This is a genomic window from Paenibacillus sp. MSJ-34, assembly GCF_018918005.1.
Classification (GTDB): Bacteria; Bacillota; Bacilli; order Paenibacillales; family Paenibacillaceae; genus MSJ-34.
Map to the genome: position 1 here is coordinate 48167 of NZ_JAHLPR010000004.1, position 19076 is coordinate 67242.

General features: G+C 49.4%; 10 protein-coding genes and 1 pseudogene. All 11 read left to right on the forward strand.

Going from position 1 to position 19076, the window contains the following annotated elements:
* Positions 1 to 127 precede the first annotated feature (127 nt).
* Positions 128 to 2659 (forward strand): hypothetical protein, encoded by a 2532-nt coding sequence (locus KQI79_RS02790; protein ID WP_216536704.1) that lies wholly within the window; start codon positions 128 to 130, stop codon positions 2657 to 2659.
* Positions 2660 to 2683: 24 nt separating this feature from the next.
* Positions 2684 to 3211, forward strand: coding sequence for a hypothetical protein (locus tag KQI79_RS02795; RefSeq protein WP_216536705.1), 528 nt, complete (start codon positions 2684 to 2686; stop codon positions 3209 to 3211).
* Between the two features lie 54 nt (positions 3212 to 3265).
* On the forward strand, positions 3266 to 3547 hold the full coding sequence (locus tag KQI79_RS02800) for an alpha/beta-type small acid-soluble spore protein (protein ID WP_216536706.1): 282 nt from the start codon (positions 3266 to 3268) through the stop codon (positions 3545 to 3547).
* 173 nt (positions 3548 to 3720) lie between these two features.
* Positions 3721 to 4923, forward strand: a complete 1203-nt coding sequence (gene metK / locus KQI79_RS02805; protein ID WP_216536707.1) for a methionine adenosyltransferase — start codon at positions 3721 to 3723, stop codon at positions 4921 to 4923.
* A 70-nt stretch (positions 4924 to 4993) separates the two neighbouring features.
* Positions 4994 to 5080 (forward strand): annotated as a pseudogene (locus tag KQI79_RS28135) (hypothetical protein); the annotation flags it as partial.
* Positions 5081 to 5790: 710 nt separating this feature from the next.
* Positions 5791 to 9288 carry a SwmB domain-containing protein gene (locus tag KQI79_RS02815; protein ID WP_216536708.1) on the forward strand — a complete coding sequence of 1166 codons (3498 nt, stop codon included), beginning with the start codon at positions 5791 to 5793 and terminating at the stop codon, positions 9286 to 9288.
* A 413-nt stretch (positions 9289 to 9701) separates the two neighbouring features.
* The gene (locus tag KQI79_RS02820; protein WP_216536709.1) at positions 9702 to 12245 is read left to right on the forward strand and encodes a hypothetical protein; all 2544 of its coding nucleotides are present in this window, start codon (positions 9702 to 9704) and stop codon (positions 12243 to 12245) included.
* A gap of 28 nt (positions 12246 to 12273) precedes the next feature.
* Complete coding sequence (locus KQI79_RS02825) at positions 12274 to 12957, forward strand: response regulator transcription factor (protein WP_216536710.1); 684 nt, start codon at positions 12274 to 12276, stop codon at positions 12955 to 12957.
* On the forward strand, positions 12954 to 14324 hold the full coding sequence (locus KQI79_RS27440; RefSeq protein WP_216536711.1) for a HAMP domain-containing sensor histidine kinase: 1371 nt from the start codon (positions 12954 to 12956) through the stop codon (positions 14322 to 14324). Before KQI79_RS02825 ends, KQI79_RS27440 begins: the two co-directional genes overlap by 4 nt.
* 275 nt (positions 14325 to 14599) lie before the next feature.
* A complete protein-coding gene (locus tag KQI79_RS02835) occupies positions 14600 to 17713 on the forward strand; it encodes an efflux RND transporter permease subunit (protein ID WP_216536712.1) in 3114 nt (1037 codons plus the stop codon).
* A complete protein-coding gene (locus KQI79_RS02840; protein WP_216536713.1) occupies positions 17706 to 18776 on the forward strand; it encodes an efflux RND transporter periplasmic adaptor subunit in 1071 nt (356 codons plus the stop codon). The genes KQI79_RS02835 and KQI79_RS02840 overlap by 8 nt, the downstream gene beginning before the upstream one ends.
* Positions 18777 to 19076 lie beyond the last annotated feature (300 nt).

Below are 19076 nucleotides of genomic sequence, written 5' to 3' on the forward strand. Positions count from 1 at the left end.
CAAGTAACCGTTCCACGAACTTTTTTTCCTTATATAAACAAAATACATAAGCGCAAATTTTTCCGAAACTTTCCCCCCAATAATTACGTCTATATATCTATAGAAATGTTTTAAGGAGGCGTAATTCTTGAAAAAGCTGAACAAACTCGCAATAGTGCTTGCATTTTCAGTGCTGTTAAGCCAATCTGCGGCAATAGCGAATGCGAAAGAAGCACCGAAGACGACAAAGACAACCACGACAGCGACAAAGCAAACCACTAATCAAGCTCCGGCTAAAGTGAATACTTTGACTGATTTAAAGCCGGTAAATATCTCTGGTAAAAGTACAGTAACTTTGACGGATGTGAATATTTTAACTCTAGACGAAGGTGATGTACTGACATATACATTAACTTTCAATAATAAGGATGCGAAAGATATCGCATTAATTGATTATTGGTCCAGAGTGAAATCGAAGAGCGGCACAGTTTATTCCAGCAATCTGACAACGAAAGATAAAGAAAAGAAGCGGGTAGCCCCTCAGTCACAAGTTAACATTACATATTTCGCAAAAATCGGTAAGAATACAAAAATTAGCGATTTGATCTTTGAAGTTGTGAAATGGGATTTTAGCAAACCGAATTATGAGAATCAACTGGGGAAATTTCAAATTCCGAGCAATTTTACAACAGCGACTCCGTTCAGCAAAGTCAAAAATATGAATATGAACGGAATTTGGGCCAAGGCTAGCGTAAGTCAATTTTATATGTACCAGTCGGAGGACTATAACTACGCCACAGTTGGGCTTCAAATCGAGAATGCCGGATTTAAAGTTCTTGAGGATCCGAAATACAAATTTGTAGTTCGAACTCCGGACGGGGCTAATTATCCGTTGCAAGCAGACGCGGCCAGTGTTGAATACAAAATTCAGCCTGGGGATAAGAAAACTTTAAATTTAGTGACGATGATTCCGAAAACCGTAAAAACGGATAAGTTGCAATTGCAAATTTTGCAAGAAGATGGCGGAGAAAAAGTTGAAACGACAAGTCTGGCGATCGGAACGTTCGATTTGCCGACGAAGACGATGAACGAACTTGTAACCGGCAGTTATGAGGTAAATGAAATCACAGTAGGCAATGCCAAATTGGCCGGTAAAATCTCGACTGCGCGTATTAGCAGAGGCATCGACGATTATAATGTTTCTTTAAACTTTAATTTGAAAAATTCTAGTGCCCAAACAGTGACAGTTCCAAATTACGAATTTGTAGTTAGAGCAAATGACGGATATTCTTTCCCAATTGCTACCAAAGCTCTTGAAAATACGACATTAAAACCTTTAGAAGAGAAAAATATAAGACTTAGCGTGTCGATACCTGAATATGTCGGTATTGAAAACTTGAAATTGTCGGTGAATATGCCGTCAGATCCGAATGCTAAGGAAAAAATGGAGTTCCCGGTTGCCATCTTTAAAATTCCGGAAGTGAATCCTACTTCGAATTCTAAAGGCGTTAAATATACCATCAATAACGAGAAAGGCAACTTTACCGTTCAATTGTCGTCGATTCAGCGCCTGCCTTGGGTAGACGGCGATATCATCGCGGCTAATATGACAATTCAAAACGCAGGTACGAAGGCGATAGAATTGCCTAAGATGGAAGGAGTATTCAAAATCGACGGTGCCGACGCCAGCGGCGATTCCAAACTTGTACAAAGCGATAGCAGTCTCGTCGTGCCTCCGAAAGGAACGCTTGATTTGTACATGACGGCCAAAGTACCGTACGGTCTGGATTTTGCCGAGCTGCAAGTCAGCTTGTTGGAGAAAATTGGGGAGAGTTCATCCGAGTTGATCGATTTTGTTCACACAGGTAAAATCGACGAAATCCCAACCGTAGAGTTCGGCAATCTGCATACGATTCATACTTCGGGAAGACAAGCGGAAATTACAACAAGAAAAACGGTTGTTTATCCGGGAGTCGGTTCCAACATCATTGCTACAGATTTGGAAATGAAAAATATTGAAACTCGTCAAGCGAATCTTTCGCAAATCGTAGGCTACTATGTCACACCGGAAAATCAATACTATCAAGCGAACGTTACACAAGTAGACCATGCGGTAAGCCCGAACGGAAAAAGTATTGTTACATTATGGACCAAAGTTCCCAAAAATATTCCAGTCGGGGACATGAACTTGATCATCGGCGAGGGCATCATGGAGGGCAAGATGACGCCTCCGAAGGAAAAATCGACCGGATATGTCAATGCAGTCGCTTTAGGATTAGAACTGGATACGAATCAGTACAAAAACGGATTTTCCAATTTGGAAATCTACCCGTATAAGTTCTCCATTACGAACTTAAAAGGGGAATTGATGGGTTCGAGCGCAAGAATCGACTTTACTTATAACTTGGATAGAGATCTGGAATACGAAATGGGCGAATATGAACACAAGCTTGTCATAGAATTGACGGATTCCGCCGGACATGTCAACGAAAAAGAGATTGTGTTCGAGAAAGATATGCAATTAGGCAATAATAAATCATTCTCTATTAGTTTTGACGGTTCCAGCTTTGACGAGAACACCAGCGGAGTATACCAATTAACTCTTCATGACTCGTTCCAAGGACAAAAACGGAAAATTGCTCATAACGGAATTTATTTTACAGGTACGCCAAGAGAATAAAGAACATAGGAGAGTATGTATCCAATGAAAAATAAGTTCTTTCTCATTGCAACTGTACTTGGCGTCGGCATTCTTGCCGGCAGCGTTCTCTCCACCAGCGCGGACGGAGTCGCCTCGGGCGGCTCCCCCGGGTCGGCGGATGATCCGGTGGTGACGAAGAGTTATGTGGATCAGCAGATCCAGAAGGCGCTGAACGGCGGTTTGCCAGTTTCTAATAATGGCAATGAAGGACAAGGTTCCGAAAGCGGCCAAACAGGCGATGCAGGGCAATCCGCTAGCAAAGAACTGCAAATCGTCGATGTGAAAGTCGGGGAGAAACTGATCGCCAAGGCAGGCACCGAATTTATCGTCCGTGCGGGCAAAGCGGTTGTACACAGCCCGGATGAGAATGGAATTTCCGATTTGACGGACGGTAAGGATATAAAAAATGGACAAGCAGTAACAAATAACCACTTGCTCTTGTTTCCGCGGGACGGAAGAGGCGTCATGCCTGATCCGGGGCAGAAAAACGGGCTGACGGTGATGGTTCGCGGCAATTATGAAATTCAATAATTCCACACATACTAAGGCTGTATCACCAAAAAATTAATGGAGGTGCAGCTTTAGATGGCAAATCGCAATCAATTGCTTGTGAAGGAAAGCCGGAAAGCGATGGATCAAATGAAGTATGAAATTTCGGCTGAACTGGGAACGCCGATTGGTTCGTCCTTCGGTTCCAGCGGATTCGGGGATACGGAATTCGCTTCCGAACTGGGAGAGCAAGGAAGTGGAGGCCATGCGGTTCGCGGATATTACGGCCATATGACATCCCGGGAAACCGGCGCCATTGGCGGACATATGACTCGGAAATTGGTCCGAGATGCGGAAAGCACCGTTTCCCATCCTTGAGCATATTATGGCTATTATCCCCAGTATTCATACATTGACATGCTACGACAAATAAAGTATCATGTGTTTCGAAGGATTGTATAACAACCTTTTCCATACGGGAAAGGTTCATTTTTTGTGTAGGGACTCATTGTTTTCCGCATAATAATTGATGGTTGGAGGTTGAGAACGCTATGTCTGTAAAAGGGCGACACTTATTTACATCCGAATCGGTGACGGAAGGACATCCCGATAAAATTTGCGATCAGATCTCGGATGCGGTATTGGATGCGTTTCTGGAGAACGATCCGAATGCGCGCGTTGCATGCGAGGTGTCCGTAGCGACAGGTCTAGTGCTTGTCATCGGAGAAATTTCGACGAAATCGGAATATGTCGATATTCCGTCAATCGTACGCAATACGATTAAAGATATCGGTTATACCCGTGCCAAGTACGGTTTCGATTATAATACCTGTGCTGTACTGACTTCCTTGAACGAGCAGTCGGCGGATATTGCGCAAGGCGTTAACGCTGCATTGGAAAATCGCGATCCGAGTCAAGTGGATAAAGAAACCGAAAATATCGGAGCCGGCGACCAAGGGTTGATGTTTGGTTTTGCCACCAATGAAACGCCGGAATTAATGCCGCTGCCGATTGCTTTGTCGCATCGTATCGCTCGACGTTTATCCGAAGTTCGCAAGGACGGCACGCTCGATTACCTTCGACCTGACGGCAAAACGCAAGTAACAATCGAATATGTTGATGAAAAACCGGTTCGCGTCGATACGATCGTCGTTTCCACACAACATGCGGAGAACGTTACCTTAGATCAAATTCAAAAGGACATTATGGAGAAAGTTATTGCTCCGGTTGTCCCTGCCGAATTGCTTGACGAGCAAACGAAATATTTCATTAACCCGACCGGACGCTTCGTCATCGGCGGACCGCAAGGCGATGCAGGACTCACGGGCCGCAAAATTATTGTCGACACATACGGCGGTTACGCGCGCCATGGCGGCGGCGCATTCTCCGGGAAGGATCCGACGAAGGTCGACCGTTCCGCGGCTTATGCGGCGCGCTACGTGGCTAAGAATTTGGTTGCCGCAGGTCTTGCCGACAAATGCGAAATCCAATTGGCCTATGCGATCGGCGTGGCGAATCCCGTCTCGATCAATGTAGATACTTACGGAACGGGCAAAGTGAGCGAGGAGAAACTGGTCGAATTAATCCGCAACAATTTCGACTTGCGTCCGGCAGGCATTATCAAAATGCTTGACCTGCGCCGGCCGATTTACCGTCAAACGGCGGCATACGGACATTTCGGCCGTACGGATGTCGATCTTCCGTGGGAACGCGTCGACAAGGCGGAGCAATTGAAGCAGCAAGCGCAAAAATAAGATTGGGGAATATTGGAGCCGAGACTTGTCTCGGCTCTTTTTATATTTTAGCTAAAACAATGCTCCAAATAGACGAGAACACTTCCCTTTTGTTCTAAAAGTAATGATGCAGAAAGAGGCAAAGGAAGTAAGAGAATTCATAAATGTCGAATCCTAGAGATCATCGAAAATTCTGTGAAAACGACGGTTTAGCCGAGATGAATTTAATAGAAAACTATAGCAAGTCACCTCTACGGCATTGGCGTTGCATTAACTTTTCTTAGCAATCTTAAAACAGCTGTGTGGATTACCGTGCTAATCCTTATATTTTTTCTACCGCCCTGCTCCCTAAATTTCGCGGACACAGGATAAGTTAATTGTTACAAACGGCCCGATTTCGGATAGTTTGCGGACAGACGATCCTTTATTCGCGGCAAAATCGTAAAAATAAGCCCTCCGACGAACGGATAACGGAACCAATGTCCGCCGAAACAGCGAATAAGCGGTTTTGGCGCAAAATAACGGCTCTACGGTCCGGATAGCCAATTCTCAATGCAACGCCATTGCCTTTACGGTGGCTTTTCCTTATTTCGCTCTAAACTTCTTGTTGAAAAATGCCGATGTTAAAACTACAGGTATGTTCAAATTGATGGCAGGTCAAGACATGACGAAGTATTTTTAAACAATGGGGAGCGGAAATACATGAAGACAAAGATTGCAAAAGTCTTATCTGTTTTACTATTCTTTGAACTTTTTATAGGAATTCTAGCCGTTTCGGAAACCCCAGGGAGCAAATCGTGGGCTGGCGGCATCATGCCCTACGACATTCAAACTGTATCTGCTGCGACGGATGCGGTTTACTCTACTGATGTATATCCGAGGGACAACGTGGAGCTAGGAGCGAGTTTAGTCATTACGTTTAACGAACCCGTTTCCAAAGCGTCTGGGTATATTCGAATTGACGATCTTAATAGCAATGTTTCATTCGATTCTTTTTCGGTTACTTCCAGCAGGGTTTCAATTAATAATAATGTGGTCACGATCCAACCTAGCAAAAATTTCAATTCGGGAAGGCGGTACCTTGTCAGCATCGACGCCGGCGCTTTTCGAGGCAATTCGGGCGGGCTCTCCAACAAGGTAGAGTGGAGCTTATCGACCAAAGGTTCCGCAGGCGCCCCTTACATTACTTCGCTGAGCCCGAGCAACGGATCGAGCGGTGCCGGCACCTATCCGACGCTGCGTATTACGTTCAACGAAGCCGTGAAATACGGTTCCGGGGATATTACGATTTACGAGGAGCAATACAATCGCTTGGTCAAGCGAATCCCGGTATCTTCCAGCGACGTTAGCGGGGGAGGAACCTCGACGATTACGATTAATCCCCGCGTGACGCTATCGACGGGAACTTGGTATTACGTAAAAATCGATAGCGGAGCTTTCAAAAATCTGTCGAACGTTAATTTCTCGGGCATATCCAGCACAAGCGACTGGAGATTTCGCGCGGACTCTTATTCCGGGTTGTACGTCACCGATTTGACGCCGTCAAATCGTTCGAGCAGCGTCCCGGTCAATTCCGATTTAACCATTCGATTCAACAACGAAGTTTCTATTTATTCGGGGACGATTCGTATTTACAAAATGGGCACTTCTTCTTCTATCATCGGCGATCCGATTATTTACTCGAATAAGCGGGAAGTGACGATTCGTCCCGAAACGAAATTCGATCATAACGCCACCTATTATGTGGAGATCCCTTCGGGGCTTTTCAGAGACAATTCCGGCAATTATTATTCCGGCATGTACGGCAGCGGGGAATGGAGCTTTACGACCGGAGACCCGGATCGAACGCCGCCGACTTTATCTTCGGCCAAAATGCATAATAACAACACGATCAGGCTGCAATACAATAAATCGCTGGATAGCTATTACGAATCGTCCGCCTCGAACTATACCGTCACCGTGAACGGCGAGAAGCGCGGGGTGTCATCCGTGAGAGTAAGCGGGGACAGCGTCTATGTTTCGCTTTCCAGCGGCGTCGCCGTTGGGCAGGTGATCAAAATATCCTATACTGCCGGAGGATCTTGGCCGATTCAGGATTTATACGGAAATAAGGCCGCAAGCTTCAGCAATTATACGGTAACCAACACCGTAGATACGACACTGCCTAAAATTACAAGCGGAACGGTAAACGGAAAGTCAATGACATTGTATTTCAGCGAAACATTGAAAAGCCCGTCGTCATATGCACATACGCAGTTCACGGTAAGGGCGGACGGGAAAACGATCGGCACGAGCAGCAACGGCACGAGCAGCAGTTCTTCCTTGGTTATCACTCTGGAGACAAGCGTTGCTAACGGCGAAGTCGTACAGATCGACTATACGCCGGGATCGTATCCGCTCGAAACCTACAACGGGAATCGCGTAGCGTCAGCTTCCGAACTTTTCGTGAAGAATGTTAACGACAATAAAGCCCCTGTGCTCAAGGAAGCGACGATTGCCGGAAATAAAGTTACGTTGACGTACAATAAACCGATGGATTCCAATAGCATACCCATGAACAGTCATTTCTCGGTTCTGGTTGATAATGCGGCGCGCTACGTCAACAAAGTAGAGTTCGACAGCAACAAAGTCATACTGACGCTTGTGTCGTCCGTTGCCAAAACCCAGAACGTAACCGTTTCGTATGTGCCGGGAAGCCCGCGTTTAAGAGACTGGAATTACAACAATGCGCCGGCATTCGATGCGGTGAAGGCAACCAACGCGACGGATAGCCAGATCGCAAGCGTCAAGACGGCAGTCGTACGGGAAGACGTCTTGACTCTAACTTTAACAAAAACGGTGACGGCGACATCGGAACTTGCCAGCAATCAGTTTGCCGTAAGAGTAAATAATGCTCCGCGGCAGATAACTTCGATATCGTTAAACGGAGCAACAATAACGATTATGCTCGCCCAACCTGTGGATGGCGGGCAAGCGGTAACGCTAACTTATGTGCCGGGGAACAATCCGTTGAAAGACTCTAGCGGCAACGCAATGAAAGGTTTTACGAACCAATCGGTCGTGAACCAGACGAATTTGCCGGACGGTACGCCAGGGTTTATGACGACGTCGCCGCGAGATTTGTTTATAGACGAGATTTTTCTGCTTAAACCGGAAGGAGCGGCTAAGAGCGCGGACCGTTCGCGCGGAGGCAAAACGATTAACCGTTATACGATCAATAAAGAGCAATTGCAGCAAGCGTTCGAGTACATCATTGAAAATGCATACGGCGCCGATACGATCGAGTTGGCATTTGACGTTCCGGGAGGAGAAGGAGCCGCATCGGTAGCGGTTCCGTTAGAGACGCTGCAAGCGGTGTACAAGCTCGATAACGATACGGTAATGTCCGTACGATATGGCGATACCGTATATCGGCTGCCGCTGAAAAATATAAACGCGGACGCAATTGCACGACAATTCAACACAAATGTTAGTTCGATCCATCTGCTCTTCCAAATTGAGAGACAAAGCAGTTCGACCGGCGGCAGTTTCGGCATCTCTCAATTGAATGCCGAAGGCGCGAAACTGATCGTCGAGCCATATGAATATAGCATTTCCGTTCTCATCGGAAACACCACTAGAGCGTTGAACGTGAATACGGAGCATTTGTTGCGCGTGAGACAAAATATCGTACGCGACCGCACGTCAATGATAAGCTTTGACGCTCTGGTTAACAAATATACTTACGCCCCTACCTTCATTATCCAGGAAGGAACTTTGACGGTGATGAATTTTAAGGGCGTCAGCAACAATATTTATGCAGCGGTAACGAGAAACAAAGATTACAGCGATATTCGCAATCATTGGGCTGCCGCGGATATTCGGCAACTGGCTTCGAAATTCGTGATCGACGGGCAAACCGTGTCGTCGTTCGTGCCGGGCAAAAATATTACACGAGCGGAATTTGCCGTGTTTATCGCGCGTGCGCTTGGCCTTACCGGCGATCGAAGCGCCACGGCCAAATTTTCCGACGTCGCCCCGAATACCGCAACAGGCGTGTATATCGAGGCGGCGACGAGAGCGGGTATCATTACGGGTCATACCGACGGCACGTTTAAGCCGAACGACCCGATTACGCGCGAGCAAATGGCGCTCATGATGATTCGGGCGATGGAACATACCGGAAATCCGGTAACCTTGACTCAAAACGCCAACACGATCCTGCAAAAATTCAAAGATCGCAATCAAATCAGCAATGTCGGGGCGGATGCGGTCGCTAAAGCGGTGCAAAGCGGGATTATTCAGGGAAGAACGGTTGATACGTTTGTACCGAGAGGCAATGCGACACGTGCGGAAGCGACTGTGATGCTGAAGCGCATGATGCAAGCGATTGAGTATCTGGAATAACATTATTGCATAACGATGCAGCACAAAAGAGCGAGGTTCGTGGTTTGATTCCCACAACCCCTTGCTCTTTTTGCTTTACTGTTAGGGGAGCGAGAGGCCGCCCGACGTTCGGCCCGCCTAACGAATTTGAGTACCGCTATTGCCGTAAAAACGGTACCATTGCAAATTTAGCGAAACTCAGAGTCGTTATCAGGGCGAAATCCTGCTCCATAACCTTGTTTTTTGGGCAATAGCGATGTCTAGTTTCGCTAGAAAATATGGAAACTCCATTTTTGCCCAAATAACGATTGCAGGTTTCGTAAGCAATAGTTTCATTTCCGGTTTGTTCATACTCTGTTCATATTCCTTCGGTACGCTGACCTCGAACGAATCTTTCAAGTTTATTTACAGAAAAAGAGGAGAGGAGTACACAGATGAAAGCAATAAAAGGAATATTGTTCGCAGCGCTAAGCGCCTTGCTGATCGGGCAGATGGCGCCTATGGCGGCGCACGCGGAGGAAACGAAGACCGGATCGGCTGCGAACGGGACCTCGCAAAAAATCGCAAATCGGGAAGCGAACGGCAAAACGGCCGACGCCGCAAAGGCGAACCTTTCTTTGCCTGCCGTGACATTATCGGCGAATATTAGCGCCAAGCTGGCGGATATTCAGCTATTGCGGCAGGATGAAGGGAATGTCGCGGCGTATACGTTAACTTATATCAACAACGGGGCCAAGGAATTGCAACTGCACGATTATTGGTCGAGAGTCAAGACGACAAGCGGGGCTGTGCTGCCCTCCAAGTTGGTTGGCGCAGATCAGGTCAAGAAACGGCTGGCGCCTCAATCGCAAACGGATATCACATACTACGTCAACCTTGGCAAGGAGGTCAATCTGGGCGATCTGCGGATTGAGGTCGTAAAATGGGACTTTGGCAAAAACGGGTACGAGCAAGTAATCGGTTCGTTTGCCATCCCGAAATCTTATAACGCGGCAACCCCCTATCCCAACGCCAGGACGGTAAAATACAACGATTTGCCGTTGAAGCTGCGCGTCGAACATTTCTATACATATCGTTTGGACGACTACGATATGGCGGCCGTTGCCGTTGAAATTGAAAACAGCGGTGCCAAGGCGGCAGATAACCCGCCATTCAAGTTCGTCGTTGGTGCGGCGAACGGAGCCAATTATCCGCTCCAGCCGGATGCGGCAAGCGAGGAATACACGCTTCAGCCGCTCGATAAGAAGACGCTCCGTATGATGGCGAAGATTCCTGCCAGCGCGATGAAGGAACGTTTGCAATTGCAAGTGATCCGGAAGGACGGCGGAGAACAGGCGGCGGGGAAAACATACGCGGTAGCGACCTTCTCGTTGCCGGAACCGTCGCTCGAAGCATACGCGGCCGACAATTATGCGGCTAAAGAAATAGCGGTCGGCAGCAACAAAGTAACGGCGAAACTAACCTCGGCGCGTCTGCATCGCGGAGCCGAGGACGATGTGCTGTCCCTCCAATTGAACTTGCGCAACGCCGGCGCGCAAACCGTAAAATTGCCCAATTACGAATTTACGGTACGAGGAGAGAGCGGAATTTCTTTTCCGATTACAACCGCCGCTTTGAACGAAGTTGCATTAAAGCCGCTTGAAGAGAAAAATTTAACGCTGTCCGCAACCATTCCCGGAGCCGCTCAGGTCCGGCATATGACGCTTTCCATAAGCGAACCGATGCTACCGACTCAACAGCGCGGCGAACTGTCGTATCCGATTGCCGTCTTTCGCGTTCCAGACGTACAACCGATGACCGATTCGCTCGGTGCCAAGTACACGATTGCAGGCAAGCAGGGCAATTATACGATGAGACTGATGTCCGTTCAACGTTTGCCCTGGGTGGACAGCGATCTTGTAGCGGCCCGCATCGCGGTGAACAACGAAGGTCTGAAAGCGGTAGAACTGCCGAAAATGCAAGGATTGTTCAAACTGGACGGAGCCGAAGCGGAAGGCTCCAATCTGGTGCCGAGCAATGCCAATTACGTTCTCGCTCCGAAGAGCGCAGTAGACTTGTACCTTGTTGCCCATGTTCCGCATAATTTGGATTACTCTCAATTGCAAATCGGGCTGCTCGAACAAATTGGGGGAACGCCTAACCCGCTGGTAGATTTTATCCATACCGGTTCAATGAGCGAAATCCCCGTCGTCGGCAACGGCGAAACGTATACGATCGCAACGGCAGGCCGTCAGGCGGAAATCAAAGCGCGCAAGTCGGTTCTGTATCCCGGCGCAGGTTCGAACATTATCGCTACCGATTTGGAAATGAAAAATTTGGAGACGCGGCAGGCCCACCTTTCGCAACTCGTCGGTTATTATATGTCGGAAGACGGCTTGTATTATCAGGCGAATGTGACGCAGGCGGATTATGCGACGAGCCCGCAAGGGGTGAAGCTTGTTACTCTATGGACCAAGGTGCCGAAGCATGTTACGACCGGCAATATGAAATTAATCGTCGGCGAGGGCGTAGCGGAGGGAAGGATGTCGTTGGCGAAGGAATTGCCGACCGGGTACGTAAACGCCGCCGCTCTGGAACTGGCGCAGGATACGAATCCATATAAATCCGGCTTTGCCGGACTGGAGATTTATCCGTACAAGTTCTCGATTACCCAATTGAAAGGAGAACTGCTAGGTTCGTCGGCCAAAATTAATTTTACTTACCAGTTGGATCGGGATTTGCAGTATGAGATGGGAGACTACGAACATAGACTTGTCATCGAATTGATCGATTCGGGCGGACATTCGAGCGAGAAAGAGATTGAGTTTGAGAAGGAAATGGCGCTTGGCAGCAATAAATCGATGTCTGTCGTGTTCGACGGCGCAAGATTTGACGAGAAGAGCAGCGGGAATTATCAGGTGGTGCTGCACGATCGTTTTCAAGGACAAAAAAGGAAGATCGCACATAATGGAGTCTATTTTTACGAACGAATAGATTGATAGAATGATCTTGAGGGAGGCAGCAACGATGGCAACCATCTTGGTCGTCGATGACGATGCGCATATTCGCGAGCTGATGTGTTTATTTTTGAACAATGAAGGATTCGAGACGATCCAGACCGAGAATGGGGCGGAAGCGATGTCCGTCATGGAAAGCGCGTCGATCGACCTGGTCGTGTTGGATATTATGATGCCGATCATGGACGGATGGCAATTATGCAGCGAGTTGCGGCGCAGCTATCCGGACATTCCGCTGCTGATGGTGACGGCGAAAGGGGAAACCGGACAGAAGGTGAAAGGTTTCAATCTTGGCACCGACGATTATCTGGTGAAGCCGTTCGATCCGGTCGAACTGGTCGTTCGGGTGAAGGCGCTGCTGAAGCGTTACCGGATCGCCCTGTCGCAAACAATTCAAATCGGCGATGTCATTCTGAACAGACAAACGCATAAAGTGATCCGCGGATCGGAAGTGTCTTCGCTGCCTCCCAAAGAATTCGAACTGCTGTTTAAATTGGCAAGCTATCCCGGACAAATTTTTACGAGGGAACAATTAATTGTAGATATATGGGGCATGGACTACGAGGGAGACGACCGGACGGTAGACGTACATATTAAGCGACTGAGGGAACGTTTTGCAGGCGAGGCCGCGCCTCAGCCTTTTCGCATCGAAACGGTCTACGGGCTCGGCTACAGGCTGGAGGTTACGGCGTGATCAAATCCTTATACATCCGGATCGTCCTTATGTTTCTGGCGGCTGTCATCGTGAGCCTGATCGCGGCTGCCGTTCTGACAGGGTATATGTATGAGAAAGCGTTGGACGAAAAAGTTCAAGATTCTATGGTTACGCTCGGGCAAGGGCTGATCAATGTCTACGAACGCGCCGGGGTGGAAAATCGGGCACTGCTGATGGATGATGTCAAAGAACTATTGCACGGAATGAGTTTGCGCGTATTTACCGATGAAGGAGAAGTTGAAACTTACGGTACCCAAAATCGATCCAGCGTTCCGATAGATCGGGAAAAGATTCGGCAAGCGCTCAACGGCGAGACCGTTCGCGGCAAGAGCGTAGAGGGTGTTTTTGTCGGACTGGGTTTTCGAGATGGAGATCGGAAGTACGCACTGTTCGTGGAGCCGGCGGATGAGTTTAAGGATGACAATACGGTAGGCAACATTATTCTAACGATGCTGGGGATCGTACTGGCGGCCGGCAGTTTGTTTTTCGTCATCGAGGCTACTTTTCTGGTCAGACCGCTCCGCAAAATGACCGAAGCGACCCGGCGCATGGCCAAAGGGGATTTCGATTCGGATCTCAAAGTCAAGCGCAAGGATGAGTTGGGCGTGCTCGTCCAAAGCTTCGACGATATGCGGCGCCAACTGAAGCAGATGGAGCAAATTCGTCAGGATTTCGTGTCGAACGTGTCGCATGAAATCCAGTCGCCGCTTACTTCGATCGGCGGTTTTGCCAAGGCGTTGAAGAACGATCGGCTTGTGAAGAACGACCGCGATCGTTATGTGGATATTATTTTGTCGGAAACGGAAAGGCTGTCTAGGCTAAGCGATAATTTGCTCCGGCTGGCTTCGCTCGATTCCGACCATCATCCTTTTCAGCCGGAGACGTACCGTCTGGACGAACAGATCCGCCAAGCGGTCGTTTCCTGTGAGCCGCAATGGTCTGCCAAACTGATCGCCGTCGACCTCGATTTGCCGACCGTCAAATTGACGGCGGACCGGGATCAACTTGGTCAAGTATGGATTAACTTGTTGGGCAATAGTATCAAATTTACCCCGGAGGGCGGAGAGATTTCCATCCGCATCCGTCAGGATGTACGGCTCGTCTCCGTCACATTCGCGGATACCGGCATCGGCATTTCCCCCGATGACCAGAAGTACATATTTCAGCGGTTCTACAAAGCGGACCGGTCGCGTAACCGCAATATCGGCGGCAGCGGACTCGGTCTTGCCATCGTGCAAAGAATCATTCTTCTTCATAACGGGACGATTCGTCTACATAGCGAGGTCGGTAAAGGAACGGCGATTACCGTCACTCTTCCGTACGATTGCCGGGCGAAGATCTTATAGGAAGATACTTTCCACCAACTCGCGCAAGCTGCGCGACGGGGCGAGCGGACGTTCGATTCGCCGTCCCGTCAGCTTCGCGCCGTAAGCGTGCCTATCGAAAGAATTCGCCGTATCCTCGAAAAAATCTTTTCCGCACTGTTTTTACACCTCTTGTTCATATTCAGTTCATAATTCCCTTTTACTCTATCTTATAAAGAGAGAAGTTCGTTCGATCCGGTTCGCTTACGGCGGTAACGTGCAAGAGTTGGATTGAACGGACGAAAAGGAGGGAAACGATGAACAAACTTGTCAGCATCTCGATGAAACAGGCCGCGGCCGTCATCATCGCCATTGTGATGTTGTTCGGCGGGGGCATCTATGCGGCATCCGGCTTGAAAACCGAGCTGATGCCGGATATTTCGGTACCGATGGTTTTTATTACGACCCAGTACCCGGGGCCGCCTCAGGATGTGATGGAGCAAGTCACGAAGCCGATTGAGAAAAAAATAGCCGGTCTGGACGGCTTGAAGTCGGTCGCTTCCACGTCGAGCGATAATTTCTCGACCATTACGGTGAGTCTTAAGGAGAAGGCTGACCCGGAGAAGAAGAAGACGGAGATCGACAGCTTGCTGCAGGAAGTCAAGCTTCCCGATTCCGCGAGCCGTCCCAAGGTGGCGACTTTCGGATTGGCCTCCATTCCGTCGTTATACTTATCCATTACAGCGGACGGCGGGATGAGCCAGTCGGAACTGGATCAATGGTTTGCGAAAGAAATCAAGCCCGCATTCCAGGCGCTCAGCGGTTTCGATCATATGGACGAGATCGGTTCGCGGGAAACGACGCTGCGGATTAAACTGGATGCGGAGCAGCTTGCCGCGTACGGGTTAACTCCCCCGCAAGTATCCAATGAACTGCAACAAGTGTTGACGAGCGCTCCGGCCGGTTCCGTCGAGATGAACGGCAACACTTTAATGGCCAGAGTCAAGGGCAACATTAACAGCGTGTACAGCCTGGAAAATATCGGTTTGACGACCGGCGCGGGAAATACGGTTTTACTGCGGCAGCTTGGGAAAATCGAGGCGATTTCGGAGTCGGGCTTTGTGGCCAGAATGGACGATAAGCCTTCTATCGGCATTATTTTGTATAAAACGAAAGACGCGAACGCTGTGGAATTTGCCGACAACGCCTTGCAATTGGCGGAGGATTGGCAAACCAAGCATCCCGGCATCGTGTTCAAGACGATCTACAACTCCTCGACGGAAGTGAAAAAATCGATCCAGGGCATGCTGAAAGAAGGCATCACCGGCGCGCTGCTGGCTGCGCTGATGATCTTGCTTTTCCTGCGCAACATGCGGATGACGTTAATTGTGCTCGTCTCGATCCCGCTCTCGATTTTGATCACGTTGCTCGTTATGAATTATTTGAACATTACGCTGAACATATTGACCCTTGGCGGTATGTTTATTGCGGTCGGGCGCGTCGTGGACGACAGTATCGTCGTCATCGAGAATATATATTCTCATTTGCAGAAAGTAGAGGAACGCAGCGAATCGGTTATAAAACATGCGACCGTACAAGTCGCCTCCGCGATCACATCCTCAACATTAACGACCGTCGGCGTCTTCGCGCCGATCGGTATGGTCAGCGGCATGGCGGGGCAAATGTTTCGTCCGTTCGCGATCACGCTGGCCGTCGCGATGCTGGCTTCGCTGCTGGTCGCTCTGACGGTCATTCCGCTGTTGGCCAAACTGCTTGTATTGCGGAGCGGCAAAATGAAACATGAGGAACATAAGGAAGGCCGAATTACACATACGTACCGTAAAATTTTAGAAGTGACGCTTAATCATCGGTTTTTGACGCTGCTTATCGCAGGCGGTTTGTTTATCGTATCGATCGTGGGGACGGTGCCGTTTCTGCCGATTACCCTGATGCCGGAAAACGAAGAGCCGCGCGCTTTCTACTATACTATTAAAATGCCGTACGAAACCTCGCTGCAAACAACCGACGCCAAAGTGAAAGATATGGAGCGAATTTTGCAGGACGCGAAGGACGAAAACGGAGACATGCAGTTTACGTTTGTTCAATCCTTTGTGGGATACAACGACGGGACCGATCCTTTGCCTTACAGGGCGCAAATTTATACGGAAGTAAACGAGCATAGCGAAGTCAAGCAGGTCAGGGAACACTATAAAACCAGATTGATGGCCGAACTGCCCCAAGGCGCGGAATTGGAAGCGAGGACGTTGGAAGGCGGCGGAGGCGGAGGCGCCGATTTCCAATATTCGCTAAAAGGCGACGATCAACGACTGCTCACGGAGGCAGCGGCGATGATAAAAGAGAAGCTAAAGGAGTATCCGGAACTGAAGGAAGTGAGGGATACGCTGAGCGATGCCAAGAAGGAATTGGAAATCGAGGTCGACCAGAACAAGGCAAGACAATACGGTCTTAATGCCGCGTTGGTCCAGCAAACCGTAGGAAGCTGGCTGTTAAAGGACGATATCGGCGATCTGAAATTGGATAATGTTCTGTATAAAACGACGTTGGAGCTCGACAAATCGAATATGGGTACGATGGCCAAATTGGGGAAAATCACTTTCCGGACAGCCGACGGAGCCGTCGTTTACTTGGATGACATTGCGAAACTGAAAGAGGTGGAAGCGCCGGCAAGCATTAGCCGGGATCGCCAAGAACAGGTGGTCACCATCTCCGCCAAAATCGAAGGTCAGAACAAAGGCGGTATTAGCTCGCAAGTTGCCATTGACCTTGATCAAGTACCGTTACCGGACGGCGTATCGCGCGAAGTCGGCGGCGTCAATGCCGATATCGGGGAAAATTTCTCGCAGTTATTCGTCGCCATGGGCGCGGCCGTATTCATCGTCTATCTCATTATGGTCGTAGCGTTCAGCAACGCCAGCGCGCCGTTCGCGATTTTGTTCTCGCTGCCGCTTGCGGTCATCGGGGGATTGGTCGGACTGTTCGTGACGGGCGAATCGATCAATATTACATCGCTGATCGGATTTATGATGTTGATCGGGATCGTGGTGACCAATGCAATTCTGTTGATCGACAGGGCGCAGCAGTTGCGCAAGGAAGGCTATACGGTTCGCCATGCGCTTGTAGAGGCGGGAGCCGTCCGGCTTCGTCCGATCGTCATGACGGCGGTCGTTACGGCGGTTGCCATGTCGCCGCTTGCGCTCGGCATTTCCGAGGGCGGAACGCTCATTTCGAAAGGGATGGCGGTGGTCGTCATCGGCGGCTTGACATCGTCGACAATATTAACATTGGTCGTCGTACCGGTCGTGTACGAACTGATCGAATCGTTTAAAAATCGGGTGGCGCGACTGTTCGGCAGAAGAGAAAAGACGCATTCGTCCGACGACATGTTGAAAGGGGTAATGATCGATGAATAATAGGGGTTGGCACAAGCGTTTGCTCGGCGCCGCGACGATCGCACTGGTTGCCCTGCTGGGGGCGGGATGCGCAGGCGGCGGTTCCGAAGCGAACAAGCAGGCCGAACAAACCGCGAACGCTCCGCAGAAACCTATGGTCAGGGCGGGCGCTGTCGAGACGCGAAGCATTGGCGAGCCGGTGGAAGTGGTGGCCGAAGTGGCTCCGTCGGCCAAACGCGAAGTTGCGTTAAAAACGAACGGCGAAGTGTTGAAAGTTTATAAGAAACGCGGCGATCATGTAAGGCAGGGCGAATTGTTATTTGAACTCGATCCTGCGGATACGCTGTTGCAGAAGCAGAAGGCGGAATTGACGCTGCGCAGCGCCCAGGAAAACTTAAAGAACGGAAAGTGGGCTAATCCCGACGACTCCGAAGCGCTGCGTCCGCTCGAAGACGAAATTCAAGTGGCGCAAATCGGCATGAAGGAAATCCAGCGCACGCTTGAAAACTACAAAGTGACGGCATCCATAAGCGGCATTCTGACGGAATTTGGGGTGGAAAAAGGAATGTGGCTCTCGCCGGGAGTCGTTGGGGAAGTACAGCAGCTCGATCCGGCGAAAATTGTCGCGAATATCACCGAAGAGAACGTTGGGTTGATTCGCGGCAAGCAAGAACTGGCCTTTTACGAGGCGGATCGGCCGGACCTGTTGGTTCGAGGGAAGATCGTTTTCCTGGCCGATATTATGGATACCAAGACGAGAACGTATACGCTGGAATTGGAAGCGGCGAATACGGAGAAGACGCTGAAACCGGGTTCGAAAGTTCAACTCCGCTTGACCGAAGAAGCGGAGCAGGAAGTGCTGACGATTCCGTCTACCGCGATCGTTCGTGAAGAGAGCGACACATTCGTATATGTGTACGCTCAGGGCAAAGTGGAAAAACGCGCGGTGAAGCTGGGACGTCTGAACGAGGGATTCCAGGAAGTGCTTGAAGGCTTGACACAAGGGGAACAAGTCGTTATTTCCGGTCAACACCAGCTTCAAGACGGGCAGGAAGCGGATATTATACAAGACACGACGCCGTAACGGCCCCGCCGGTTTTCGCCGGTCAAGAGCCGGCTTTGGAACCTATCGTCGGATCCGCGGCAGCATGGGTCGCGTGCATCGCTGTGTTGCGGACAGGGCCTGCCGCCGTTTTCTATACGAGCGCGCGCTGGCGTTTCTCGTCAGCGCCTCGACATTACTCTGGGAACGAAGGTATATTCGTTCCCAATTTTCAATTATGCCGATTCCGGCAATTCCCTCTCCCCCTTCTATTGAAATCCCCCTCATTCAGTAGACTCAAATATAAATAGTGATATCACATACCAAACCATAGACGGTTTT